Genomic DNA, 24396 nt, shown 5'->3' with positions numbered 1-24396 from the left:
ACCCTAGAGCTAGTGCGTTTCGGCCGCCCTGACTATAGGACGTAGCGGCTGACGTCGGCGGATTTTGTCAATTCGCCCAGATTTTCCTGCACGAAGGCTTCATCCACGGTGACAGATTGGCCGGACCGGTCTGGCGCGGTGAAGCTCAGCTCTTCAAAAACACGCTCCATCACGGTGTAAAGACGCCGCGCGCCGATATTCTCCACGCTTTGGTTCACGTCAGCGGCGATCTTGGCCAGCGCTGCGATCCCCTCTTCGGTGAAGGTGACTTCCACCTCCTCAGTGCCCATCAGCGCGGTGTACTGGCGGGTCAGCGCGTTGTCGGTTTCGGTCAGGATGCGCACGAAATCCTCTTCGGTCAGCGCCCGCAGCTCCACCCGAATGGGCAGACGGCCCTGCAGTTCCGGCAACAGGTCCGAGGGTTTGGCGATGTGGAAGGCGCCTGAGGCGATGAACAGGATGTGGTCGGTTTTCACCGGCCCATGTTTGGTGCTGACGGTGGTGCCTTCGATCAGGGGCAACAGGTCGCGCTGCACACCCTCACGGCTGACGTCGCCACCGCGGGCCTCCTGCCGGGCGCAGACTTTGTCGATTTCGTCCAGAAACACGATGCCGTTCTGTTCCACCGCATCGAGGGCGGTTTTGGTGACGGTCTCATCATCCAGCAGTTTATCCGCTTCTTCACCGATCAGGATCTCATAGCTTTCAGCAACGGTCATCTTGCGCCGGGTGGTGCGGCCGCCCAGGGCTTTGCCGAAGATATCGCCAAGGTTCATCATGCCCATCTGGTTGCCGGGCTGGCCCGGAATGTCGAACATCGACATCGGGTTTGAGGTGTCCGCCAGATCCAGTTCGATCATGGTGTTGTCCAATTCACCCGCGATCAGCTTGCGGCGGAACATGTCACGGGTGCCTTCGCGGGCATCTTCGCCGGCGATGGCGGTGATCACACGATCCTCAGCCGCCTGACGCGCCTTGGCTTTCACATCTTCGCGCATCAATTCGCGGGTCATTGCGATCGAGGCATCCACCAGATCGCGCACGATCTGTTCCACATCGCGGCCAACGTAGCCCACTTCGGTGAACTTGGTCGCCTCAACCTTGATAAAGGGGGCCCGGGCCAATTTGGCCAGACGGCGTGAGATCTCGGTTTTACCAACGCCGGTGGGGCCGATCATCAGGATGTTTTTCGGATAGACCTCATCGCGCAGATCATCCGACAGCTGCTTGCGCCGCCAACGGTTGCGCAGCGCCACGGCCACGGCCCGCTTGGCGTCATTTTGGCCAATGATAAAGCGGTCCAGCTCGGATACGATTTCACGCGGTGTCAGATCGGTCATGTGTCTCATGCTTTCTTGTTGTCACCGGGGAACCTAAGCACGGTGGCCGAAAACGCAAGGTGATCGGCAAGCGGGTGCTCATGTCGGGGGTGGGGCTGTCACAAAGGGTCACGCCCCATAACGGGCCGTCACAGCGCGGTGAGCATGGCTATCTTCGCCGCATCACGCCTGTTCTCATGAGGGCGAGCTTACATGAGAGGAGAGCGAAAATGATGAACCGCCGCCAGTTTTTTGCCGCCACCGCCGCCACCGCTGCTGTCAGCACCCTTGCCCGCCCCGCATCCGCAGCGATGATCGGGGAAAAGGGAACCTTTGAAGGCCGGTCAAACCACGTGACCAGCGGATCCGTGCAAATCGTTGAGATTGAAGACAAATATGTGGTCGAACTGGGCGATGACTTCTCGCTTGATGGCGGGCCGGACCCGCGCGTGGGCTTTGGCACAGATGGTACCTATGACCCTGACAGCCACCTGGGCGCGTTGCTGCGTCTGAAGGGCAAACAGTATTATGCGGTGCCCAAGACCAAAGGGATCTCGCAATACAATGAGGTTTATATCTGGTGTGAGGTTGCCAGCGTCCCGCTGGGCGTGGCGAAACTGAAATAATCGCAGAATTCACCTGTAACAAAGGGGCAGCATCGCGCTGCCCCTTTTTGTGTTCCCTATGCCCGTTTAATGGGACGGGGGCAGCCGGTGCAGCGGCAGGATCGCCTCCAACGGGGCCAGCAGCGCGGCGCGGATCCGCGCCCAGAAGGCCCCCAGAACCACCAGGAAGATGCCCAGCAACAAGATGGTCATCGCCGCCCCTTCGCCATCAAACACAGTGCCTGCCAGCGTGACGGTGTAGCCAATCGCGGCAATCAGGAACGACCGGCGGTCGATGATAATGGCCACCAGCGCGAAACCCACCAGCCAGACCATCAGGATCGTATAGGCCGAGGCGCTTTCGCTGTTCAGCAGTGACAGGGCAATGGTGTTCACCAATGCAGGGGCCGCCACCACATGCAGCCAGAACCCCTGCGCCGACCGGCGGGTCACACGGTGTGGGTCCGACATGTCGAAAATCATCGCAACGGCGAAGACCGCCACGCCAACCGCCAGGGTGATAAAGGCGAAAGGCCCATCCGCAGACAGCAGGAACAGATCGCTGATGTCTTCCGGCGTGCCAGCGCGATTTGCGCCCATCATCAAGGCCAGGGCAAAGACGCCAACGGCGATCAGCGCCATCGCAAACGGCACCCGGAAGCGCAGCCAGTAAAGCGCTACAGCGGCGGTGGTCAGCGCCAATGGCAGCGGCAGCGAGGATAGATCCTCCTGCGCGACCATAAAGGGCTGGGCGAAATAGGCGGTGATGCCGGACCCGGCGTTGGCGGCCCAAAACACCGAGAGCGCAATGGCGGGCGCCACCATCCGGCGGCGGCGAATGAAATATTCCGACAGCGCCCATAGGATCACCGCCCCCACGGCGGCGGTTGAGGCGACTTTCAGCTGCACATTGGTGATCTCACCCAAAGCCGACAGCGAGTTCACGGCGATCCAGCCACCGGCAAGGATCATCAATCCGATGACGATGAAGATCTCATTGAAGCCTTTGAACAGCTCAAACGGCTCATCCCCCGGCGCCAGGTTTTCCCGCGCGCCCCTGCGGCTATCTGCCAGGGCCGCCAGTGACGCAGCCTGTGCCTCACTCAGCAGGCCCGACCCTACGGCGGCGCGAATATCGTCGCGGTCAATCATGGTGAATATCCTGTTCGCAATGAAAATAAAAAAGGCCGGCAAGCGCCGGCCTGTCACTGGGCTTAGCCCTTGATGGCTTCGACCGTCAGCCGGCCATTGGTATAAACGCAGATATCAGCGGCAATCGCCATGGCGTCACGGGCCACCTGTTCAGCGTTGCGGTCGCTGTCCATCATGCCGCGCGCCGCAGCCAGGGCGAAGTTGCCGCCGGACCCGATCGCGGTGACGTCATGTTCCGGCTCCAGCACATCGCCGGCGCCGGTGATCACGAACATGTCGCGCCCGTCGGTGACGATCAGCATGGCCTCAAGGTTTTTCAGGTACTTATCGGTGCGCCAGTCTTTGGCCAACTCAACGCTGGCGCGGGCCAGTTGGCCGGGCGTGGCCTCCAGTTTGGCCTCCAACCGTTCCAGCAGGGTGAAGGCATCCGCGGTGGATCCTGCAAAGCCGCAGATCACGTCATGACCGCCGGGGCTGAGGCGGCGCACCTTGCGGGCGGAGCCTTTGATCACGGTCTGGCCGAGCGAGACCTGCCCATCACCGGCAATCACCACTTCGCCCCCTTTGCGCACCCCGATGATCGTGGTGCCGTGCCAGCCGGGGAAGGTTCCCGATGTGTTGTCGTCTGCCATGTCTGCCTCCTATCGTCTGCGCCTATATGGAAGCTGCGCCGCATCAACACAAGAGGTGCGCGTCAGCCTTGCCCTGCGCGGGCGCAACCCGTAGCTTCGCCACATGATGGTTGAAAAACACGTTGATTTCTATTTGGAACCGGGGCTCAGATCCTCTGCTGAGGCGGGCAAACATAACTTCATCAACAAGGTGATCACGGTTCTGGAAAAGGGTGGGTTTTCAACCGCCATCCACGGCAATGCACTGTCAGACCGCAGTCAGAGTGAGACCCGCAACAGCTATGCGATGTTTCATATGGATCAGCCGCTGAACGCGCGGGGCCTGACCATGCGCCGGGTCTATCACTACCCGTTCTGGCAGATTGAACCGACCACCGAACGCTGGGATTGGCGGGTCGCCAAAGCCCGCTTCAAGCCCGAGAAGATCGACGGCGGCGAAGCACAGAAATTCTACAATTTCTGGCGCAAACGCCTGTTTGGGGAGGCGGTGCAGGATATTGGCCGGGATGGGTTTGTCTACGTGCCACTGCAGGGCCGCCTGGCAGAACGCCGGTCCTTTCAAACCTGTTCGCCTATCGAAATGCTGGTCGCTACGTTGCAACGCGATCCCGGCCGCCGGGTGGTTGCAACGCTGCACCCCAATGAGATTGTGACAGGTGCTGAGCGCGCCAAGCTGCAGACCTTGGCCAAACGCTTTCCCCGGCTCAGCCTGCGCGAGGCCCTGATGGAGGAGATGCTGGCGCGCTGTGACTATGTGGTGACGCAGAACTCCTCAGTAGCGTTTAACGGCTATTTCTTCGGTAAGCCTTGCGTGTTGTTTGCGCGGGTCGATTTCCACCACATCGCCGGGGATGTGTTCCGTAATGGGCGCGATGCCGCTTTTGACGCGGTACAGGCTGAGGCACCGGATTACGCACGATACATCTGGTGGTTCTGGCAGGAGATGTCGATCAACGCGGGCCGTGAGGAGGCGGAGAACAAGATCCGTCAGGCGATCCGCCGCGGTGGCTGGCCGATCTGAGGCAGATCGGCGGGGCGCTGCCCCATCGCGCTGCCGCGCTCCCCCCGGAGTATTTGAGGGTCATTGAAAGGCAAAACCCCCAGCCATGAGGCCGGGGGTCTATGGTGTTTTCGATGTCCCGAGGGTGAGGGCTTAGATTGACTCGTTGATCCAGCTCTGCAGCGCGGCCTTGGGTGCGGCGCCGGCACGGTTTGAGATCACCTGACCGTCTTTGAAGATGAACAGCGCCGGGATGCCACGCACGCCCATGGCGGCGGCGGCCTGCGGGTTGCTGTCAACGTCAACTTTGACGATTTTCACTTTGCCTTCCATCTCAGCCGACAGCTCTTCCAGGGCCGGGCCGATCTGTTTACAGGGGCCGCACCATTCCGCCCAGAAGTCCACAACAACGGGGACATCGGACTGTTTGACTTCGGCATCAAAGGTGGCATCGGTGGCAGCGACGGTGGCCATGGGTTCTCTCCTAAAGACTGAGTTCGAAGGCGAACCTAGGTATCCGCCTGAGCGGCGTCAAGATGACATAGCGCTCAGAGGGGCGCCTCAAGGGATTGTGTGACCAATGTTTCAGGCAACAACATCAGCTCCGCGGTGCGGGTCCAGAGCAGCGCTGTTTTCACCTGTTTGTCCGGGTAAATCTGTTGCAAAGCATGGGCATAGGCCGCCATTTGCCGCAACAGCCCAAGGGGGCATTCGGCGGGGCCTGCGGGCACCGTGGCATTGGTTTTGAAATCCACCGCAAGCACAGAGTCGTGATCGATAATGAGGCGGTCGATGGTGCCGTGAATGCGCCGCCCTTGCAGGGCTTCCAACGTGGCACTGACCGACACCTCCGCCAGCGCCAGATCGGTGAACAGGTGTTGCAGGCCGGGGGTGGTCAGGACGGCTGTAGCTTCCGCCAGTAGGGCCGGCACCGCGTCGTCGCCCGCCGCATCCTCGCCCGTGGCCAGCAGTTTGGCCGCCCGTGTGGGCCACTGCGCCTGCGGCGCGTCCGGCAGATGCTCCAGCAGCAGGTGGATCTGACGGCCGCGCTTTTTGGCGGCCTCTTCATCCAGCCCGGCATCCCCTGCAAGCGCCTTGGCACCACCAAGGTCTGAGGGGCTGAGCGTACCCTGCCCGTGTGTGGGCGCCGTGGCTTCTGTTTTGGCCCAGGTGGGCAAGGTGACCTCAGGGGTGGTTTCGGCCTGTTTTGCAGGCGCCAGATCCGCCGACCAATTGCCGTGGCTCACCCGTTTGCCGGTGCCGAAGGGGAAGTCGTGTTCGCCAGCGCCCTGCCGGTCCATCGCGGCGCCGATCTTGTCATACCAGGCGTTGCCGTCTTTCCCCAAATCGCCCGCCGCGGCCACAATCAGCCATTTTTCAGCCCGCGTCATCGCGACATAGAGCAGGCGATCACGCTCCGCCTCCTCCGCCGCCAATCGCGCGTCGCGGGCTGAGGCCATTTTGGCCGGCATTTGGTCCGAACTGACGCGCCACATCACCTGACCGTCTTCTTCCAGCAGGTCGTCGCGCAGCTGCACCAGCCGTTTGCCGGTGTCAGGCATGATGACGATCGGTGCCTCCAAACCTTTGGAGCCATGCACCGTCATCACCCGGATCCGGTCCGAGGCCGCATCCATCTGGCGCTTGATCTCCAGCTCATCGGTTTCCATCCATTGCAGGAAGCCGATCAGCGACGGCACAGCACTGCGTTCGTAACTCAGCGCCTGGGCGAGGAAGGCGTTGATGCCATCTTCGGCCTCGTCCCCGAGACGGGCCAGCAGTTTACGGCGGCCGTCATGGCGGGTCAGGATCCGTTCGATCAGGTCGTAAGGGCGCAGGAAATCGGCCTTGCTGCGCAGATCGTCCAGCACGGCCAACTCCTCAGGGAACTCCGCCCGCCGGTTACGCAGCGCCTGCCACAGGTGGCGTTCTTTACGGCGATGGGCGAGGTCGAAAAGCTGTTGTTCACCCCAACCAAACAGCGGTGATTTCAGCGCGACAGCCAATGAATAGCTGTCCTCCGGCGTGGCGAGGAAGGACATCAGCGCCGCCAGATCACGCACCGCCAATTCCGCGCCCACCTTCAGCCGGTCAGCACCTGCGATAGCCAACCGCTGTTCCTTGCAGGCGCGGATGATCTCAGCAAACAGGGCCGAGCGGCGCTGGACCAGGATGAGGAAATCCCCCTCACTCACCGGTCGCATCTGGTAGTTGCCGGAATGGCCGATTTCGGCTGGAATAGTGACTTTCTCATCCACCATCCGGCGGATTTCGCGGGCGATGCGATCGGCCAGTTGCACCATGTGATGTTTGGCGCCCAGACGGTCGACGGGGGTTTCCCATTCCTCGTCACTGTCGTCTTTGGTTGGGTCGATCACTGGCCACAAATCCACCCGCCCTGGCATCTGATCCTTGAACGCCCGGTGTTCGGAACCTTCGGGGAAACCGGATTGATCGCGGCCTTTGAAGGTCTCATCCACCAGGCTGAGGATCGCGTGAGAGGAGCGGAAGGAAAACTGCAGCTCCATCGCGTTCAGCGGTTTTTCGGTCGCGCCCAGACGGTCGGCAAATTCGGCCTGCATCCGGTCAAATTCGCGTGGGTCTGCGCCCTGGAAGGAATAAATCGACTGTTTCTTGTCACCAACCACAAAGATGGTGCGTTCCTTATCGGTGCGCGCGCCCTCGCCCGAGGTGAATTCCTGCGCCAGCAGCTCAATCACCTTCCATTGGGCCGGGCTGGTGTCCTGTGCTTCATCGACCAGAATATGGTCAATACCGCCGTCCAATCGGTAAAGCACCCAGGCCGCCACCGCCGGATCGGTCAGCAGATCGCGGGCTTTCAGGATCAGATCGTCAAAATCCAACCAGCCCATCATCTGTTTGCGCCGCTCATAGGCAGGCAGGAACAGCCCAGCGAAGTCATGCAGAGCCAGCGTTTTCTGAGCCGCTGCAAAGCTCAGGCGACGGGCGCGGGCATCTTCGATCCGGCGCATGAAATCCTCCAGCTTGGGCAGCAGAGTGCCAAGGTTGGCTTGGGTTTTCTTGGTCGGGAACTTGCCGATCTTGGCCCCAAAGGGCGATGCTGCAGAAGCCCCAAAAAGGAACAGTTTTTCCAGCATCGGCAGGGTTTTCAGCGACAGCTCCGGGATCAGGCGCAGGCTGGTTGCGGCCTTCTGATCGGTGCTGGTGCCGGCGTCCAGATAGGGCAGAATGTCGGCGATCAGCGCATCCTCGCCGCCCAGAAAAACGTCCTTTTCCAGTGAAACAGTGTCGAAATCAGCGGGCAGATCAAACAGTGCCATGACGCCCGCATGATCCAGCGGTTCAGCCAGGTCGGCGCGTTTGTGCACAATGCCAGCGGTCAGACCTTCGAAATCTTCGCCACCAAAGAACTGCGCCAGACGTTTGACGACATCGGCATGTTCCCCCTCTGCCAGATCTTGCACGATTTCGGCCCGCAGCAGCGCGGCGGCGCGGTCTTCCATTTCGGCAAATTGGGGGGACACCCGGGCCTCCAGCGGGAAACGACGCAGCAGCGAAGAACAGAACGAGTGGATTGTCTGGATCTTCAACCCGCCCGGCGTTTCAATCGCGCGGGCAAACAGCGTGCGGGCGTTGCGCAGATCCTCATTGCTGACGGCGCCGGACACGCCCAGATCCAGCAGCTGCGCGCGCACCGCATCATCCCCAAGCATCGCCCATTCGCCCAAGCGTTTGAACAGCCGGTTCTGCATCTCAGATGCGGCCGCCTTGGTGTAGGTCAGGCAAAGGATGTGCTGCGGTTGCACATCCTCCAGCAGCAGCCGTGCCACGCGGTCTGTCAGTACCCGGGTTTTGCCCGATCCCGCATTGGCCGACAGCCAGGTCGAGTGGTTTGGGCGCGCGGCGCGGACTTGTTTTTCGGTCGCCTCATTGCGTTTCATGACAGATCCTCCGCCTGCGCCTTGCTGGTCACATCCCATTCGCCAAAGCGGGCCAGCTGGTCATATTCGGCAAAGTCATCGTCTTTGAACAGCGCGCGGCGGGCGGTGTAGCCCTGTGCGGGGTCGAAATAGCGGGCGATGAGCTTTTCAAACTTCTCCCAGACCTGTTCAACCGTTTCCTCTTCCAATGGGGCACGAACCTCGGCCGGTTTTGCGCCAAGGCCAATGAACAAGGCGCGCGCCACATCGGCCATGCCGATCTTTTCAAACGCGCCTTGGCTGACCATCGCGGCCTCAAGCAGCAGCTGCTTGTTGAACGCGATCTGCGCCTTGGCGGTGGGGGGCGTGCCGGTTTTGTAATCGTAGATGTGGGCGCGGCCCATGTCGTCTATGTCGATCCGATCGGCGCGGGCGGTCAGGGTGAAGTCGTGCTCTGCCATGCGCAGCTCACCCTTTTCCTCAAAATGGGTTGGGGTGGCTTGTTGGCGGCGGTCCTTTTCGGTGGCGACAAACCAATCGGCAATGCGGTGAATACGTGCCTCCCACAGGGTGCGGGTGTCGGGCCAAGGCACGTTTTCCGCAAGGATAGAGTCTGTCAGGCCGCGTAGGTGATCAGCGGTCATCGTGTCGGGATCGGCCTGGGTGTCATCGATGAACTGTTCCAGAACCGAGTGGGTGACGATCCCACGCAACAGGGCATCGGGCGCGCGCATCAGCGGATCCAGCGGCCGCAGGCGCAGCACATGTTTTGCGTAGATCGCGTAAGGATCGCGGATCAGGCGTTGGATTTCGGTGACCGACAATTGCCGTGGACGGGCGGCAACCGGCGGGCGTGGTGACGGCCGCGGGGCTGGTGAGGTTTTGCCCGGCTCCTCAAGCTTGCGGGCCATTGCCAGCCAATGATGACCACGGGCGCGCGCGCCCAGTAGCGCGGCAGTGCCGCCCTGTTCCGGCAGACCGTTCATCAGGTTGACCATTCGGTTCAGCCAACGCGAGGGTACAGTTTCCGCATCCTCGGACCGGACCGAGCGGGTCAACCAGACCTCAGGCGCGCCAATCGCCTGTTGGAAGTCATGCGCCGACAGGCCAATGCGACGTTCCGGCAGCAACAGACCCGCATCATGGCGCATTTTGCGGTTGAGCCACGGATCGGGTTTGGGCATTTCGGGCCAGCTGGCCTCATTCAGGCCGCCCAGAATGACCAGATCGGCGCCCTGCACCCGGGCCTCCAACGTGCCCCAGATCAGGATGTTGGGATGTGGCTCATCGGGGTTGCGCAGCTCGCCCTGTGACAGCACCGCGCCAAACAGGTCGGCATAATCCAGCGGGCTCAGCTCCCCTCCGGCATCGGCATCCGCCTGCAGTCGGGCAACCGTGGCCTCAGCCGCGCGGCCCGCCAGTTCCTGCCACAGTTCGCTGACACCCTCGGGCGCGCTGCCATCGGCGATCTGTTCAGCCAGCGCCAGATGGGCAGTTAGGTGGTCGGCCAGCATCGCCTTGCCGCCCGCGTCCTTCTCCAGAAAACAGGTGATCAACCATTCGACCCAAGGCTCTGCCATATCCTCATCCCGGGCGACGGCCCAGGCGCGCAGCACCTCTGGGTCAGGGAAGGGCATGCCACGGCGGCGGATCATCAGCTCCAACTCGCGGGTCAGTAGCAGGTGCTCACCGCGTTTGCCGCCGGTGTGACACAGCGGGTGCATCAAGAGGACCAGCAGCGCCTCAGAGGTCAGTTTGCGGTGAAACAGAGCCGCAATATGGCGCAGGAAGCGCCCCGGCGCCGTCAATTGCAATGGCGTCCCGGCGGAGTCATCGGGGGTGATGTTCCACCGGCTGAGGGCTGAGCTGACCTGACGTGTCAGCATACGGTCCGGTGTGATCAAGGCGGCGGTTTTGCCGTCTTCCGCCGCTTGGCGTAGACGCAGGGCGATCGCCAAAGCCTCATCCCGTTGTGACTGGGCCTCAACCAAAGTGACCCCGGCGAATGCCTGATCCAGACCGGTCAGATGTGGCCCCTCTTCCAGCCATTGATCGGTCACAGGCGCAGGTCGCAGCGCCAGCGACACCAGCTTGTTGCGCGCCTCTGAGGGCGCTTCGCTAGTGTCCCAGCGTTCGACATCACGATGGGTCAGGCCCAGTTCGTCCAACAGTTTGGCGTAGCGGTATTGCGGGTGGTCTTCGCTGGTGAGCGCGTCTTTCAGATCGGCCCAGCCCTGCGCGGACATGTCAAAATCAAAGCCCGGCAGCACAATCGCGCCCTGCGGCAGCTGCGCCACCGCCTTCATCAGCAACATCGTGGTACCACGCGACCCGGTGGAGCCTGCGATGATCAGCGGGTGCTCTGGCGGCGCATCCGCCCAGCCCTCAGCCAGCGCGTTGACCACCATGCGGGCACGGGTTTCCTTGTCCGGTGCTTCATGCGCATCGGTGAAAAAGTGCTGCACGATGTCCAGAAACCCCAGCGCCCGTTTCCAGTGGCCGCTTTCATCGCTGACATCGAGGTCGCGCAGCACGTCGGGATCCACACCTTCGCCGTGCATTTCATCCATCAGGGCGGCCAGACTGTCCGACAAATCATAGAGCGAGGCCCGCGGCGCCAGATCCGGCTGGCTGTCCAGCAGGCGATCGACCAGCTGGGTCAGTTCCAGCCGCCGCCGCAGGGGGGAGACGGCTTCGGGGATGTCGGGCAGGCGTTTGCCGGTGTCCAGACTGGCGCCCGGATTGGTGACCAACCCCAGACGTGGCAGCAGCAGCGCGGGGCCGGCATCAAACACTTCACGCACACGTCGCGCCATGCGAGTGGAGTTCAGCAAAACCTGCGCGCGCGCCAACTGGTCTGGGCGGTTGCTGTCTGACCGTGCCATCAACCCGTTCGCCAGTGCCTTGGGGAAATCAGCGCCCGAAGGAACACCGTAGACACGTGGGCGGGGACTGGGGTCAAACATCTGTGGTTCCAATCAGGTCTTCGGCCAGTTTCAGCCCGTCGGGATTGCCAACGTCACACCATGCGCCGGGGTAGGTCAGGCCGAACAGCCGGCCCTTGGCCAGCATTTGATCCCAAAGCAGGTTCAAGGAAAAGGCGTTTTGATCGATCTCGGCCAAACCTTCGGTTTTGAGGATTTGCACCCCGCCATAGATCGCGCCGGGCCCGCGGGTGAGCTGGCCATTTTCGGCCATGTGAAAGTCACCCTGCCCCGCGTAACCCAGAGCCTGTTTCGGCGGAATCAGCATCATCATCGCATCCATCCGGGTGGGATCCCAGGCCGCCAGAAGCGCCTCAATCGGATTTGGGCCCTGCCAGATCGCGTCAGAATTCAGCGTCAGCACCGGATCCGGGCCCAGAAGCGACAGCGCCGCCTTCAACCCACCGCCGGTTTCCAGGATCTCCGGCTCCTCCGCGAAGAGGATCTGCCGCCCCGCCAGGTGATCGCGGATCATCTGACCCCGGTAATGCAGATTAACCACGGTTTTGCTGATCCCTGCCGCCGCGGTCAGATCCAGCGCGTGATCTATCAATGCGCGGCCCGCGACCGGCACCAGGGGCTTCGGCCGCTTCGCCGTCAGCGCCCCCATGCGGGTGCCGAACCCGGCGGCGAAGAGCATCACGGTATCGGGGGTTACAGATCTGGGCATGTGGCGGCGCGGTCTTTCAGGTCTTGGTAAAATTCAGCGGTTGGGGCGGGCAATTCCGCCAAAATCGGGCGCAGCGGTGCGTGTACCGGATTGGCAAGGTTGCGCAGCACGTATCCCCAGACGCGGGGCAGAAAATCAACGTAATGCGCCTTGCCCAGATGCAGGCAAAGGCGGGTCAGTACACCTAGAATGCGCAGATTACGCTGCAGGCCCAGCACGGCGTAGCTGGTTTCAAACTCGTCTCTGTTCTGGCTGGAATTGGCCAAATAGTGGTCGATCATTGATCGCTCCAGCGCCTCAGGCACGTCCCGCCGGGCGTCTTGCAGCAGGGAGACAAGATCATAGGCCGGTTGCGCGGCTTTGGCGTCCTGAAAATCCAACAGCCCCATTTGGCGAACACCGGTTCTGTCGGGGAGGTGAATCAGGTTTTCGGCGTGATAATCGCGTAGGATCATCACCGACTGATCATTGGCATATTGGCGCAGAATAGGCTGGAACAGGGTCGAAAACCGTTCTGCCAATTCGGGTTGCGCCACACCCTGCCCTACATACCAATCCCACAATGGGGCCACCTGATACATCATCACATCCGGCGTGAAGGCCTCGATCCCTTCTGGTGGTGGGCTTTGGTGCAGCGCGATCAGAACATCGGTCGCGGCGGTGTATAGCGGGGTCTGACAGGCGGGATCCTCCGCCGTCAGCCGCGCCAGCAAGGCATCGCCGAAATCTTCCAGCAGCAGAAAGCCCTGCGCGGCGTCCTCTGCCAGAATGGCGGGGGCGGAAAATCCCAGGCCGGTCAGATGGCGGGCGATTTTGGTGAAGGGGCGGATATCCTCACCGCTGGTCGGCGGGGCATCCATCAGAACGGCGGTTCTATTCCCCAGATGCAGCCGTTCATAACGACGGGCGGAGGCATCACCGGCCAGTGGGCTGCGGCGGGCGTCTGCCCATTCGGTTTGCGCCAAAAACGCAGCGGTGGAGCGGGTCATGCGGCGCCGTCCTGCGTGTCAGATCCGATCACATCTTTCAGTCGTTCTGCCCAGCGGGCATCCTGCCAGCTGAGGATCAGATCACGGCTGCCTTCTTCGGCCACGGCGAAGGTGAGGGTCAGCGCAGACCGCGGCGTCAGATCCGCCAGTCGATCAGGCCATTCCACCAGACAGATCGCGGTTTCTAAGGCCTCCTCCAGCCCCAGTTCGACCGCTTCGTCCGGGTCGGACAGGCGGTAGAGGTCACTATGCCAAATCTCACAGTTCTCGCCATCATAGACCTGCACCAAAGTGAAGGTGGGTGAGGGCACATCTTCGGGTTCCAGCAGCAGCGACTGGATCAAAGAGCGGGCGAAATGGGTCTTGCCGGCGCCAATGCCGCCTTCCAGCAGCAGGACATCGCCCGGCCGCAACAGGGGCGCAATGGCGCGGGCCAGATCAGCGGTGGCCTCGGCCGAGGAAAGGTGCAGTTTGAGCATGGCGCGAGATTACCCGCTGCACCGGTGGCTGCAAGGGAAACCGGGGGGACCGGTTAGGCGGTTTTGACCAGTTCCAACCGGGGTTTGCGGCTTTCCGCATCGGAAAACCACAACATATGCGCGCCACCGGGCAGGCGATCCACCATCACCCGTAGGCACCGGCCATCCTTCAGGCGCAGTGATGTCTGATCCAGGCTGATCGGGCCGTCATGCGCCAGCCCTTCGGCCATGGCGGCGAAACCGGCGTCACTTTGGCTGTGCCGGCACCAATGTGCGAGGCTGTTTATGATGCTGACCTCCGCATCATCGGCATGTGGTTCATCGGCCCAAAGATCCCGGTAGGCCTGATTGCGAAATTGCAGCGTGTTTTGGAACGAAAACAGCGCGATGGGCTGCGGGATCAGATCCAGAACGGCCTGGTTCAACTCCATATCGGTGCGGAATTGCCGGCTCAGCGATACTTCGGCGCTGACATCTTCGAACAAAAAGGCAATCGCCCCGTCGGGATGTGGGCGGCCTGAGACGCGGTAGGTCTGCCCGGACGGCAGGCTCCAGATCTCCTGATATTGCCCGTCCGCTGCGGCATTGGCCAGTTCTGTCAGGTCGTCCCGCCACTCCGTGTAGCTGCGCGGTTCCGGCATGATCTGGGCGTTTCGCAGTTGGTCAAAGAAACTGTGCAGGCTAGGCCTGTTGGACAAAAATCCGGGCGGCAGGTGGGTCAGATCCGTCAGGGCGGGATTGAACAGGGTCAGAACCCGTTTGCGGTCAAAAATCGCAAGCCCGATTGAAAGCTGGGCAAAGGTCTTGGTCAGTGTCTGCACAAAGGTCCGCTGCGCCGCCTCACCCTGGACAACCGCGTTGATGTCGATGGCGTAATGCATGGTGAAGTGATCCTCGCGGATCGAGTTCACATCATACCACAGCACCTCCTGTCCCGGTTTCAGCGTGACCGAGGTTCGGTACCGATGGCGGTGCAATGTGGGCGATGCGGGCAGATCGAAGACTGGGGGCAGACCGCGGGCGCCATCCTCAATTTCGAAGCTGTGGCCACATGCGGTGATCAGATCCTCATACGCCGTATTGGCCCAGAGGATGCGCCCGTTTTTATCGCTTTGCCAGATCGGATAGGGGGCGTGATGGGTGGCGTTGCGCAGGGTTTCCACCTGCCCTTCCCAGATCCGCCGCTGGTAACGCTCGGCGGTGTTTTCATCCTCTTCGGTGCGCTCAATCAGAGACACCCGCAGCCGGGTACGCACCTGTTCGATCTGGATGCGACTGGCGCGACCATGATCCTGAGAATCGATGATCATGGGCAAAACGGTTGCAGATTGCGGTGCTGATTCAGGGAAATTGGGAAACCGTTCCGCAAGCACGCTGCGCAGATCCGACCATCTGCGACCTTCGATATGGTGCATCGCCAGCAGCTGCTCCGCGCAGTCGCTGGTGTCAATCAAACGGTCCCCTTCAAACAGAAAAACTGTTTCAGGTTCGACCCTTGTGACCGGCGGCAGGTTCTTTTTGGACTGCCATTCCAGCAGGCGATAGGACAGGCCCGAGGCCAGCAAAGCAGTGGCGCCAACATAAACGACATCGATAAAATACATCATGGAAAACCTCAGGGCGTCTGCCCTTAAGGGTTGTTCCCGGAAGTTAACAAATGGTTAACGCGGCGCGCGAGAGGCGGAAACACCCCGCGATGCTTAGATTTCCAGTGGCTGGTTCGGCCCCAGATAGCCCTCTTCGCCGGATCGCGGCTGCCCGTCGATCTTGGCGCGAGGCCAGACCACTTCGACCACCGCGCCGCGCCGGGTTGGGTCGGCGGGGGCCTCACCAAAGGGGTCGCTGGCATTGGCAAAGGTCAATTCAGCGCCTGAACGTTCCAACAGGGTTTTGGCGATAAACAGGCCCAGACCCATGCCTTCGTATTCCGGGCGTTTGCGCGGCTCACCGGTGTTGCGGCGGCGGCGCATGAAGGGATCACCGATCCGGCCAATCAGATGCGGCGGATAGCCTTCGCCATCATCCATGATCCGTACATAGATCTGATCTGCCGACCATTCGGTTTCGATCCAGACGTTTTCACGGGCAAAGTCGACGCCGTTCTGGATCAGGTTGCGCAGCCCGTGAATGACCTCGGGCCGGCGTAGAACGATGGGCTGTTCATAGTCTTCATCGGTCAGGGCGATGGCGTCAAAATGAATGGATTTGCCGCGGTCCAGATGAGGCTCCGCCGCTTCGCGCAGCACGGCCTCCAGCGGAGCGCGGCGCAGGTGCAGGTCATCTTTGCCCGCCCGGCCCATGGACCGCATGATGTCGCGGCAACGATCGGCCTGTTCGCGGATCAGCTTGGCATCTTCCTGCAGATCCGGGCGGTCGGCCAGATCCTCAATCAGTTCGGCGCTGGTCAGTTTGATGGTGGCCAGTGGCGTGCCCAACTCATGCGCGGCAGCGGCCACAACACCGCCGATATCGGTCAGTTTTTGTTCACGGCTGAGCGCCATATAGGTGGCTTGCAGCGCGTCAGACATGGCGTGCATCTCCACCGTCACCCGACGTGAATAGATGCCCAGAAACAAAACCGCGATCACGATGGCGATCCAGTTGCCAAACACAAAGAGATCGGGGATTCGCAGAATGAACCCTTCCTGCGTGCGCAGGGGTAGATGTATCTCGGCCAAGAGCGTGACGGCCAGAATGGTGACGATTGCCAGGAAAATGGTGGAGCGCAGCGTAAAGGCTGAGGCCGACACCATCACGGGGCCAAGGATCAGAATGGAAAACGGATTGTGCAGCCCGCCCGTCAGGTAAAGCAGCAGTGACAGCTGCAGCAGGTCAAACAGCACCATCAGCAGGTTTTCGTTTTCCGACAGGCGCTTGGCCTCGGGGAAGATCACCATGGCAATCAGGTTGCCAATGACCGAAACCGAAATCACCATCAGGCACAGGCCGATTTCAAGATCCAGGTTGAACAGCTCCTGCGCCACAAGAATGGCAACGATCTGGCCGCTGATGGCGCCCCATCGCAATAAAGTGATCGTTCTGAGCTTGATCCAATTGCCCCGATCACGGCCTTTCAGCACGTCAAACTTCGTTTCAGCCATCTGCGCGCCTTCGTCCCGTTGATCTTTGCAGCTTACTGTTAAATATGCCTCTCAGACCAATCAATACGATGTCGCACCTATAAAGGAAAACCAAATGAACCGCGCTTTGATCGCTTCTACCGCTGTTGTCGCTGCTGTCGCCCTGTTGGGGGGCACCTGGTACGCCACGATGCAATCTGGGGACGCTTTGGCAGCTTGCCGCGCCTCGGCCGTGGCTGGCGGGGATATTGGTGGCCCGTTTGAGTTGACCAATGGCGCTGGTGAAACCGTGACCGATGCGGATGTGATCACCGCGCCGACGCTGGTCTATTTCGGCTACACCTTCTGCCCCGATGTCTGCCCGCTGGATGCGGCGCGCAACGGTGAGGCGGTGGCGCTGCTGGAAGAGCGCGGGCATGATGTGAACTCGGTCTTTATTTCGGTGGATCCTGAACGTGATACGCCGGAAATGGTCAGCGATTACGCCAGCTACATGCATGAGCGTATGGTTGGTCTGACTGGCACGCCGGAACAGGTCAAAGCGGCCTCGCGGGCTTATAAGACCTATTACAAGAAACAGACGCCCAAGGATGGAGATGACGAGTACTACCTGATGGACCACTCGACCTTCACCTATCTGATGTTCCCTGAGACCGGATTTGCCGAGTTTTATCGCCGCGACATGACGGCCGAGAAGATGGCGGAGTCCGTGGCCTGTTTCATCGAAAACAGTTGAGCATAAACCAGTTAGGGCCGCCGGAGGTGAGCCAAGTTTGACGCAAGCCAAACGGCCCTATAGAACGATTCTAACAGAACACGCGCGAAGGTAGACTGATCATGGCGGATCTGGACAAGGAAATCGGCGAAGACAAATCGCTGTTGCTGCTCGATGATGACGAGCCGTTTCTGAAACGACTGGCCAAAGCGATGGAAAAGCGGGGCTTTGAGGTGGAGACCGCAGGCTCCGTTGCGGCTGGTAAAGCGATCGCAACCGCACGGCCCCCGGCCTATGCGGTCTGCGACCTGCGGCTGGAAGATGGCAACGGGCTGGATGTGGTTGAGGTGCTGCGGGAAAAGCGCCCCAATTGCCGCATCGTGGTACTGACCGGCTATGGTGCAATTGCCACCGCGGTGGCCGCCGTGAAAATCGGCGCAACGGATTATCTGTCAAAACCGGCGGATGCCACCGATATCACCAATGCGCTGCTGGCCTCGGATGATGAGCTGCCGCCGCCGCCAGAAAACCCGATGAGCGCGGACCGCGTGCGCTGGGAACATATCCAGCGGGTCTATGAACTGTGTGACCGCAACGTCTCGGAAACGGCGCGTCGCCTGAACATGCACCGCCGCACACTGCAGCGGATCCTCGCCAAACGCAGCCCCCGCTGACCCCCGTTTCGGCGGGACCACTCCCCCAAAGGGAGATAGAGACCCTGTCAAAGAGCCGCCGTCTGGGCGGCTTTTTGCGTTTCTTCTACCCAGAAATTTGATCTGTTTATGAAGGTGTTACCGCAGGTTCGCCAATTTGTTGCCACTGCGCCCCCTCCTTTTTCCCGTATTGTTCCAAGTGCAGTGAACCCGGCAACTGATGGGTGAGTAGACAAACACTCAGGGGAAGACATGACTGCATCTAACTGGACTTTGGAAACGTTGTTTCCGGAGGGGTTGCCTGACACTCTGGTGACGCTGACGGGATCCACACTGGCGGAAAAACTGCGCGGCACGGAGGCTGCGGATCTCATCAAAGGTGAAGGCGGCAATGATCGGTTGATTGCCCGTGGCGGCAACGATGTTGTGCTGGCAGGTGAGGGGGACGATCGCGTTCACGCCGGCAGAGGTGACGATATTGTAGATGCCGGCAGCGGCAATGACCGGGTGCATGCCGGCGATGGCGATGATGTCGTGCTGGGGGGCGCTGGTAATGACACGCTGCGCGGTGGTGACGGTGCGGATCAGCTTTATGGTGGCGAAGGGGATGACCGCCTTGCCGGTGGCGAGGGCGATGACTTTCTGGATGGCGGCAGCGGTGATGATCGGCTCTGGGGTGGGGATGGCAATGACCAGATCCTTGGCGGCAGTGGCAACGACAGGATCGGCGGTGGCGACGGCAACGATGCGGTGATGGCCGGGGATGGCGATGACCGGGTCAACGGCGGGGACGGCGATGATGTGATGTTTGGCGACGCTGGCGCGGATCGTCTGCGCGGCGGCGATGGCGATGACCGCGCCTATGGCGGCGAAGGTGATGACCGCCTGAACGGCGGTGATGGCAACGACCTGTTGCAGGGCGATGCGGGCAACGACCGGCTGATTGGTGGCGACGGCAATGATGAGATCCTGGGTGGATCCGGCAATGACCGTCTGGTTGATGGCCACGGCAATGACGCGCTGGTCGGGGGCGAGGATGATGACCGTCTGATCAGCCGCTTTGGCAGCGATATTCTGGATGGCGGTGAGGGCGACGATTTCCTGTTCAGCCGTTCTGATGCCGGTGAGCCGGTGATCGCGCAGGATCCTGAGTTGCCGACCTATAATCCAGATCAACCCTTCCTGGACGCCAATGATGTGATGACCGGTGGGGCTGGGGCGGATACCTTCTTCTTCCGGTTGGACATCAACGCCACCGAGGAGATTGCCCGCAAGCACACGCAAGAAAACGGCCGGATTGACTGGCGCGGGGTGGCGGGTGAAAACGACAATCCCCATGACCACTGGGTCGATGCTATCGGCGATGAGGTGATCACGGACTTCAGCTTCGAAGAGGGCGATCAGATCGTTATTCGAGGCCACACCGTGGATGCTTCGGTGGAGCAGGTCGACTTTGACGAAGATGGGGTCTTTGATTACAGCGTGATCACCCTGACCTCGAACCAAGGCGGCAATGGCGGTGCACATGATGGCGATCATCTGGGCACGATCACGGTCTATGGCGGCCTGATCACCGAGGAGGATCTGGTGGTCGACAACATGGCCTTCTATGGCGCCTTCAACACATTGGATCAGTATCTGGACGGGTTCTAGGCTCAGGGCCCATTAATCGGCAATGCTCAGTGCCTCCTATTTTGGGCCTGACAAGGCATAAGGCCGCAGGAATAGTGGTTCTATTTCAAGGCAATATAACGCCGGCAGCGTCAAAATAGGAGGCACCCGGAGGGCATGGAGAAATTCACGCTCTCAACAGCTGGGCGCGCTTGAAAAGGCAACCAGCCTTAGCTGCGCGCTCCCAACTGCTGAGAACGCATATTTTTCCATGCTGAGCGTTGCATATTAACGGGTCCTGAGCCTGCCCAGGTTCCTTGGCTCGTCCAGTGGCGGTCCCTTTTGGGGGCCGCCTAATGCGGTTTTAGATTACCTAAAAATTGAAGCTCAACAGTTTCAACTGGGCCTCGGCACGCAGTTCGGCCACCAGTTCGGGGTTATCTTCGACCCAGCTGACATAGCCCGCATAGCCCTGCTGATTGACAGCGGCGCGGTCGCTTTCCAGCAAGGCCATGAAATCATCCAATGTGGCGACATCGGTGAAGCTCAGCTTCAGCTGGGTGTAAATTGCGTTGCACTCATCGATCTTGGCTTTGGGCAACACCTGTTCTTCGGCAGCGGCGCTGCACAGGAAATACCCCGCGGCCAACGCCAGTAGTTGAGTGGACATAACACATACTCCAGTCGGTCACCGGGACGGAGGAGAGCAGAGAGAGGCGACCATGCCAGACAGTCTGCAATCACCGTGCCGAATGTTCCGTAAATCTACGGTGCTATGCCAAAGGAGAAGGTTAACGGGTTCAGATCGGCCCTGATCAGTCCAGATCAAACCGGGTCAGCATCTGATCCACCACCTGCCCATCGGCTAGGTCCACCCCAGACAGCAGCTGATAGTCGCGAAACCCCCGGCTTTGGTAATAGGCGCGCCCGCCCGCGTTGTCGGTGCGGATACAAGCGCAGATCCAAGCATATCCCAGATCCCGCGCCGCCTGCGATGTGGCGCTGAACAGGGCTGAGCCAACGCCGAGTTGTTGCCGCCCTTGCTGCACAAAGGTGGCGATATCACAGGCCTCGGCCGGCAGGCCGGGATAGGGAGATACGTGCTGAAACCCGACAATCTCGCCCGCGGATTCAGCCACAAACCAGGCAGAGCGATCCGCGTCTTCGGCGATCATAGCGGCCATGTCTGTGGCTGTGACCTCCTGTGTTCGCGCGGTGGTGCCCCCTGCCCTGATAATCTCGGACAGCAGCCGCGCCATCGGACCGGTGTCAAAACCAACCGGTGTGCGGATGGTCAGATCAGAGCGCATTGAGCAATGTTTCATGCCGCGCGGTGAACTCTGCCCGGACCTCAACAGGGGGACGCAGCTGGATTGACAACCCGTCGATCAGCGCCGGATCGACCTTGCCGAAGAACTTGTTCGCCTCCGCCTCAGTGAAACCTGCGATCTGGGTGGCTTCCATCCAGGCGCTGACCTTATCGGCGCGTTTGATCTGCTTTTTCACCTTGATCGGGATGGCGGCGGGCAGGCCGAAGCGAATGTGAATGGCAGCGGTCAGTCGTTTGTCCAATTCATCATAGCCGGGGCCTACGGCGGCCTTTACCGGGGAAATCATATCCCCGATCACATATTCTGGTGCGTCGTGCAGCAGTGCGGCCAGATGCCATTTCACCGGCTGGCCGGGGTACATCCGGCCATAAAGCTGTTCGACCAACAGCGAATGTTCGGCCACCGAATAGGCAAAATCCCCCTGAGTCTGCCCATTCCAGCGCGCCACAAAGGCCAGGCCGTGGGCGATATCTTCGATCTCTACATCCACCGGGGTTGGGTCCAGCAGATCAAGACGGCGCCCGGACAGCATACGTTGCCAGGCACGGGGGGCTTTTGCGGCCATTTGGGGTGTCCTTCACTTAACTGAAACAGTGGTAGCGCCCTGCCCTGCCCGGCGCAATGTCAGCGGGGCAGCGTCATGAATGTTTCAAATACAGCACAGGGACGTGTAGCCGCGTGTTTCGCAAATCCCCCGTAGCGACCCCACATATATATCAGACGGCCGGACAGGTGGTCCGGCGCCCGAGGGATCGGGATCTGAACCCAAACTGGAAAGGAACACGTCATGTTCAAACGTCTGATCACCACTGCGGCGGTCCTTGGCACCGCTGCGCTTGCCCCGCCCACCTTTGCCCAGAGCGCCGCGCCGCTGAGCTGCATGCCGCGCGATGCCTTAGTGCAAGATCTGATGCGCAGCTACGGTGAAGATCTGCTGGGCCGCGGTCTGCAGAACCCGCAACAACTGTTGGAAATCTGGAGTTCTGGCGATTCCGGCAGCTTTACCATCTTTATCACCCATCCAGACGGACAGTCCTGTGTGGTTGCCACCGGCGGCAGCTGGATTGGCTACGAACCACCTAATACCGATCTGGAAAGTTGATTTCGCCCTGTGGTGGCGAACCGGTCGTTTAAATCACAGGAAAATCCCTCTCGTAAAGGATGAATCTGAAATTCGTCTGTCTAATTGGGATAGCACCCCATACGAAAGTATGTTGGAAAATAAGGTGCTTTATTCGCAACGGCTTACCTTGGGGAAATAGGCGCTTGGTCGGCGTCAAAGCTTCGTCACTTGTCGGAAAATACGTCATTTTCCCGTCGCGTATCCCTAAGAGAGCAAGAAAAATTGGGCTCTGAGACGTATAACTTAGCTGAGCCCGATGCTGAGACCCCTCCTCCCCCTCGGCACCGCTTCCCTCCCTGGCGATGTCTCCGTCAGCATCGGGCCCTTACTAAGGAGTGTTGCGTTATGTTCTCGAAGACCCCCCTCCCCGCCTTTGCCGCCGCATTGGTTGCCGGTGTCACCCTGACCGCCACCACCACTGCTGCTCAGGCCCAAGGCACCAAATGCCTGCCACGCGCCATTCTGGTCGAAGACCTGAAGAAGAAGTACAACGAACAGCTTTCGGGCGGTGGTTTGCAAAACCCACAGCAGCTGCTGGAAGTCTGGACTTCGCCTAACTCGGGCAGTTTCACCGTGTTCATCACCCGTGCGGACGGCCTTGCCTGTATCATGGCAACCGGCAAACACTGGAATTCGAACAGCGAAATCGCCCCTGCTGGTGTAAAAAGCTAAGAAAGATTGGCCCAGACATCCGAAAGACTCGTTGTCTGGGTATAGGTCGAGTGCTATCTGCCTTGCAGTTATTTTTTGCAAGGAACCCCCGCAATGGCAAACGACTATATTGTAAAGGATATCAGCCTGGCCGAGTTTGGCCGCAAAGAGCTGGATATCGCGGAAACCGAAATGCCCGGCCTGATGGCGCTTCGGGAAGAATACGGCGACAGCAAACCGCTGAAAGGTGCGCGCATCGTCGGGTCGTTGCATATGACCATTCAAACCGCTGTCTTGATTGAGACTCTGGTTGCTCTGGGCGCCGATGTGCGCTGGGCCTCCTGCAATATCTTTTCCACCCAGGATCACGCCGCTGCCGCCATTGCTGCTGCAGACATTCCGGTCTTTGCGATCAAAGGCCAGACTCTGGAAGAGCATTGGGATTATCTGGACAAGTCCTTCTTGTTTGCAGATGGCCCGAACATGATCCTGGATGATGGTGGCGATGCCACCCTTTACGTTCTGCTGGGCGCACGCGCCGAAGCTGGTGAAGACATCATTCCGGTGCCGCAGTCCGAAGAGGAAGCGGTGATCAAAGCACAGATCGCAAAACGCATGGAAGCCAGCCCCGGTTGGTTCACCAAAACCCGCGACGCGATCATGGGCGTTTCCGAAGAAACCACCACTGGTGTGCACCGTCTGTACGAACTGCAGAAAAACGGTCAGCTGCCGTTCCCTGCAATCAACGTCAACGACTCGGTCACCAAGTCGAAGTTCGACAACAAATACGGCTGTAAAGAGTCGCTGGTTGATGGCATCCGCCGCGCGACCGACACCATGCTGGCCGGTAAGGTTGCTGTTGTCTGCGGTTACGGTGATGTTGGCAAAGGTTCCGCTGCTTCGCTGGCTGGTGCAGGTGCCCGTGTGAAAGTGACCGAAGCGGATCCGATCTGCGCGCTGCAGGCGGCCATGGACGGTTTCGAAGTTGTCCTGCTGGAAGAGTCGCTGGACGCAGATGTGTTCATCACCACCACCGGCAACAAAGACATCATCCGCATCGAGCATATGCGCGAGATGAAGGATATGGCGATCGTGGGCAACATCGGCCACTTCGACAACGAAATTCAGGTTGCTGCCCTGAAAAACCACAAGTGGACCAACATCAAAGAACAGGTCGACATGATCGAGATGCCTGCTGGCAACCGGATCATTCTGCTGTCCGAAGGCCGTCTGCTGAACCTCGGCAACGCCACCGGTCACCCGTCCTTCGTGATGTCGGCGTCCTTCACCAACCAGGTGCTGGCCCAGATTGAACTGTTCACCAAAGGCGACGACTACGAAAACGAAGTCTACATCCTGCCCAAACATCTGGATGAAAAGGTTGCAGCCCTGCACCTGGCCAAAGTTGGCGCCAAGCTGACCAAGCTGACCTCGGATCAGGCCTCCTACATCGGTGTGACCCCGGAAGGCCCGTTCAAGCCGGAACACTACCGTTACTGA

The 24396-nt window shown here is 60.3% G+C and carries 22 protein-coding genes; 8 read left to right on the top strand and 14 right to left on the bottom strand.

The features are described from left to right. Window positions 1–32: 32 nt before the first annotated feature. Window positions 33–1340 carry an ATP-dependent protease ATPase subunit HslU gene (gene hslU / locus ACORLH_RS21955; protein ID WP_321830448.1) on the bottom strand — a complete coding sequence of 436 codons (1308 nt, stop codon included), beginning with the start codon at window positions 1338–1340 and terminating at the stop codon, window positions 33–35. Window positions 1341–1549: 209 nt separating this feature from the next. Between hslU and ACORLH_RS21950 the strand changes: the two genes are divergently transcribed. Further along, window positions 1550–1945, top strand: coding sequence for a DM13 domain-containing protein (locus ACORLH_RS21950; RefSeq protein ID WP_321830447.1), 396 nt, complete (start codon window positions 1550–1552; stop codon window positions 1943–1945). A gap of 66 nt (window positions 1946–2011) precedes the next feature. On the opposite strand, the gene ACORLH_RS21945 is transcribed toward ACORLH_RS21950, so the two are convergent. After that, complete coding sequence (locus ACORLH_RS21945; protein ID WP_321830446.1) at window positions 2012–3076, bottom strand: hypothetical protein; 1065 nt, start codon at window positions 3074–3076, stop codon at window positions 2012–2014. A gap of 62 nt (window positions 3077–3138) precedes the next feature. After that, window positions 3139–3708, bottom strand: a complete 570-nt coding sequence (gene hslV / locus ACORLH_RS21940) for an ATP-dependent protease subunit HslV (protein WP_321830445.1) — start codon at window positions 3706–3708, stop codon at window positions 3139–3141. Window positions 3709–3811: 103 nt separating this feature from the next. On the opposite strand from hslV, the gene ACORLH_RS21935 reads away from it, so the two are divergent. Then, the gene (locus ACORLH_RS21935; RefSeq protein ID WP_321830444.1) at window positions 3812–4729 is read left to right on the top strand and encodes a hypothetical protein; all 918 of its coding nucleotides are present in this window, start codon (window positions 3812–3814) and stop codon (window positions 4727–4729) included. 132 nt (window positions 4730–4861) lie between these two features. Here ACORLH_RS21935 and trxA read toward each other — a convergent pair whose 3' ends face one another. The 8 genes from trxA to regB all read right to left on the bottom strand — a co-directional run bounded on the left by trxA (window position 4862) and on the right by regB (window position 16833). Continuing rightward, window positions 4862–5182 (bottom strand): thioredoxin, encoded by a 321-nt coding sequence (gene trxA / locus ACORLH_RS21930; RefSeq protein WP_058243771.1) that lies wholly within the window; start codon window positions 5180–5182, stop codon window positions 4862–4864. A 74-nt stretch (window positions 5183–5256) separates the two neighbouring features. Then, window positions 5257–8631, bottom strand: a complete 3375-nt coding sequence (addA, locus tag ACORLH_RS21925) for a double-strand break repair helicase AddA (protein ID WP_321830443.1) — start codon at window positions 8629–8631, stop codon at window positions 5257–5259. Beyond that, on the bottom strand, window positions 8628–11576 hold the full coding sequence (gene addB / locus ACORLH_RS21920; RefSeq protein ID WP_321830442.1) for a double-strand break repair protein AddB: 2949 nt from the start codon (window positions 11574–11576) through the stop codon (window positions 8628–8630). The genes addA and addB overlap by 4 nt, the downstream gene beginning before the upstream one ends. Then, window positions 11569–12264: a nucleotidyltransferase family protein gene (locus tag ACORLH_RS21915; RefSeq protein WP_321830441.1), complete on the bottom strand. Its 696-nt coding sequence runs from the start codon at window positions 12262–12264 to the stop codon at window positions 11569–11571. Before ACORLH_RS21915 ends, addB begins: the two co-directional genes overlap by 8 nt. After that, window positions 12249–13253: an aminoglycoside phosphotransferase family protein gene (locus ACORLH_RS21910; RefSeq protein ID WP_321830440.1), complete on the bottom strand. Its 1005-nt coding sequence runs from the start codon at window positions 13251–13253 to the stop codon at window positions 12249–12251. Before ACORLH_RS21910 ends, ACORLH_RS21915 begins: the two co-directional genes overlap by 16 nt. Further along, window positions 13250–13732 carry a tRNA (adenosine(37)-N6)-threonylcarbamoyltransferase complex ATPase subunit type 1 TsaE gene (gene tsaE / locus ACORLH_RS21905; RefSeq protein WP_321830439.1) on the bottom strand — a complete coding sequence of 161 codons (483 nt, stop codon included), beginning with the start codon at window positions 13730–13732 and terminating at the stop codon, window positions 13250–13252. The genes ACORLH_RS21910 and tsaE overlap by 4 nt, the downstream gene beginning before the upstream one ends. Window positions 13733–13785: 53 nt before the next feature. Further along, entirely contained in the window at window positions 13786–15339 is a 1554-nt protein-coding gene (locus tag ACORLH_RS21900; RefSeq protein ID WP_321830438.1) for a PAS-domain containing protein, read from the bottom strand. A 93-nt stretch (window positions 15340–15432) separates the two neighbouring features. Then, entirely contained in the window at window positions 15433–16833 is a 1401-nt protein-coding gene (gene regB, locus ACORLH_RS21895; RefSeq protein WP_321830437.1) for a sensor histidine kinase RegB, read from the bottom strand. A gap of 94 nt (window positions 16834–16927) precedes the next feature. Between regB and ACORLH_RS21890 the strand changes: the two genes are divergently transcribed. From ACORLH_RS21890 to ACORLH_RS21880, 3 genes are all read left to right on the top strand, one after another. Beyond that, on the top strand, window positions 16928–17548 hold the full coding sequence (locus tag ACORLH_RS21890; protein WP_321830436.1) for an SCO family protein: 621 nt from the start codon (window positions 16928–16930) through the stop codon (window positions 17546–17548). Window positions 17549–17649: 101 nt separating this feature from the next. Further along, window positions 17650–18201, top strand: a complete 552-nt coding sequence (locus tag ACORLH_RS21885; protein ID WP_058243762.1) for an ActR/PrrA/RegA family redox response regulator transcription factor — start codon at window positions 17650–17652, stop codon at window positions 18199–18201. A 231-nt stretch (window positions 18202–18432) separates the two neighbouring features. Continuing rightward, window positions 18433–19833 carry a calcium-binding protein gene (locus ACORLH_RS21880; RefSeq protein WP_321830435.1) on the top strand — a complete coding sequence of 467 codons (1401 nt, stop codon included), beginning with the start codon at window positions 18433–18435 and terminating at the stop codon, window positions 19831–19833. A 331-nt stretch (window positions 19834–20164) separates the two neighbouring features. Here the strand turns inward: ACORLH_RS21880 and ACORLH_RS21875 are convergent, their stop codons facing one another. The 3 genes from ACORLH_RS21875 to ACORLH_RS21865 all read right to left on the bottom strand — a co-directional run bounded on the left by ACORLH_RS21875 (window position 20165) and on the right by ACORLH_RS21865 (window position 21687). Next, window positions 20165–20461 (bottom strand): hypothetical protein, encoded by a 297-nt coding sequence (locus tag ACORLH_RS21875; RefSeq protein WP_321830434.1) that lies wholly within the window; start codon window positions 20459–20461, stop codon window positions 20165–20167. A 145-nt stretch (window positions 20462–20606) separates the two neighbouring features. Beyond that, entirely contained in the window at window positions 20607–21101 is a 495-nt protein-coding gene (locus tag ACORLH_RS21870) for a GNAT family N-acetyltransferase (RefSeq protein WP_321830433.1), read from the bottom strand. Next, window positions 21091–21687, bottom strand: a complete 597-nt coding sequence (locus ACORLH_RS21865) for an HD family hydrolase (RefSeq protein ID WP_321830432.1) — start codon at window positions 21685–21687, stop codon at window positions 21091–21093. The genes ACORLH_RS21870 and ACORLH_RS21865 overlap by 11 nt, the downstream gene beginning before the upstream one ends. A gap of 222 nt (window positions 21688–21909) precedes the next feature. Between ACORLH_RS21865 and ACORLH_RS21860 the strand changes: the two genes are divergently transcribed. The 3 genes from ACORLH_RS21860 (at window position 21910) to ahcY (ending at window position 24396) form a co-directional block, all read left to right on the top strand. Continuing rightward, the gene (locus ACORLH_RS21860) at window positions 21910–22224 is read left to right on the top strand and encodes a hypothetical protein (RefSeq protein ID WP_321830431.1); all 315 of its coding nucleotides are present in this window, start codon (window positions 21910–21912) and stop codon (window positions 22222–22224) included. A 366-nt stretch (window positions 22225–22590) separates the two neighbouring features. After that, on the top strand, window positions 22591–22917 hold the full coding sequence (locus ACORLH_RS21855; RefSeq protein ID WP_058243756.1) for a hypothetical protein: 327 nt from the start codon (window positions 22591–22593) through the stop codon (window positions 22915–22917). 93 nt (window positions 22918–23010) lie between these two features. Then, entirely contained in the window at window positions 23011–24396 is a 1386-nt protein-coding gene (gene ahcY, locus ACORLH_RS21850) for an adenosylhomocysteinase (protein WP_058243755.1), read from the top strand.

The organism is Thalassovita sp. (assembly GCF_963691685.1).
Lineage (GTDB): Bacteria > Pseudomonadota > Alphaproteobacteria > Rhodobacterales > Rhodobacteraceae > Thalassobius.
Note: the sequence above shows the minus strand (reverse complement) of the source record. Positions and strands in the feature narration are given on the sequence as shown.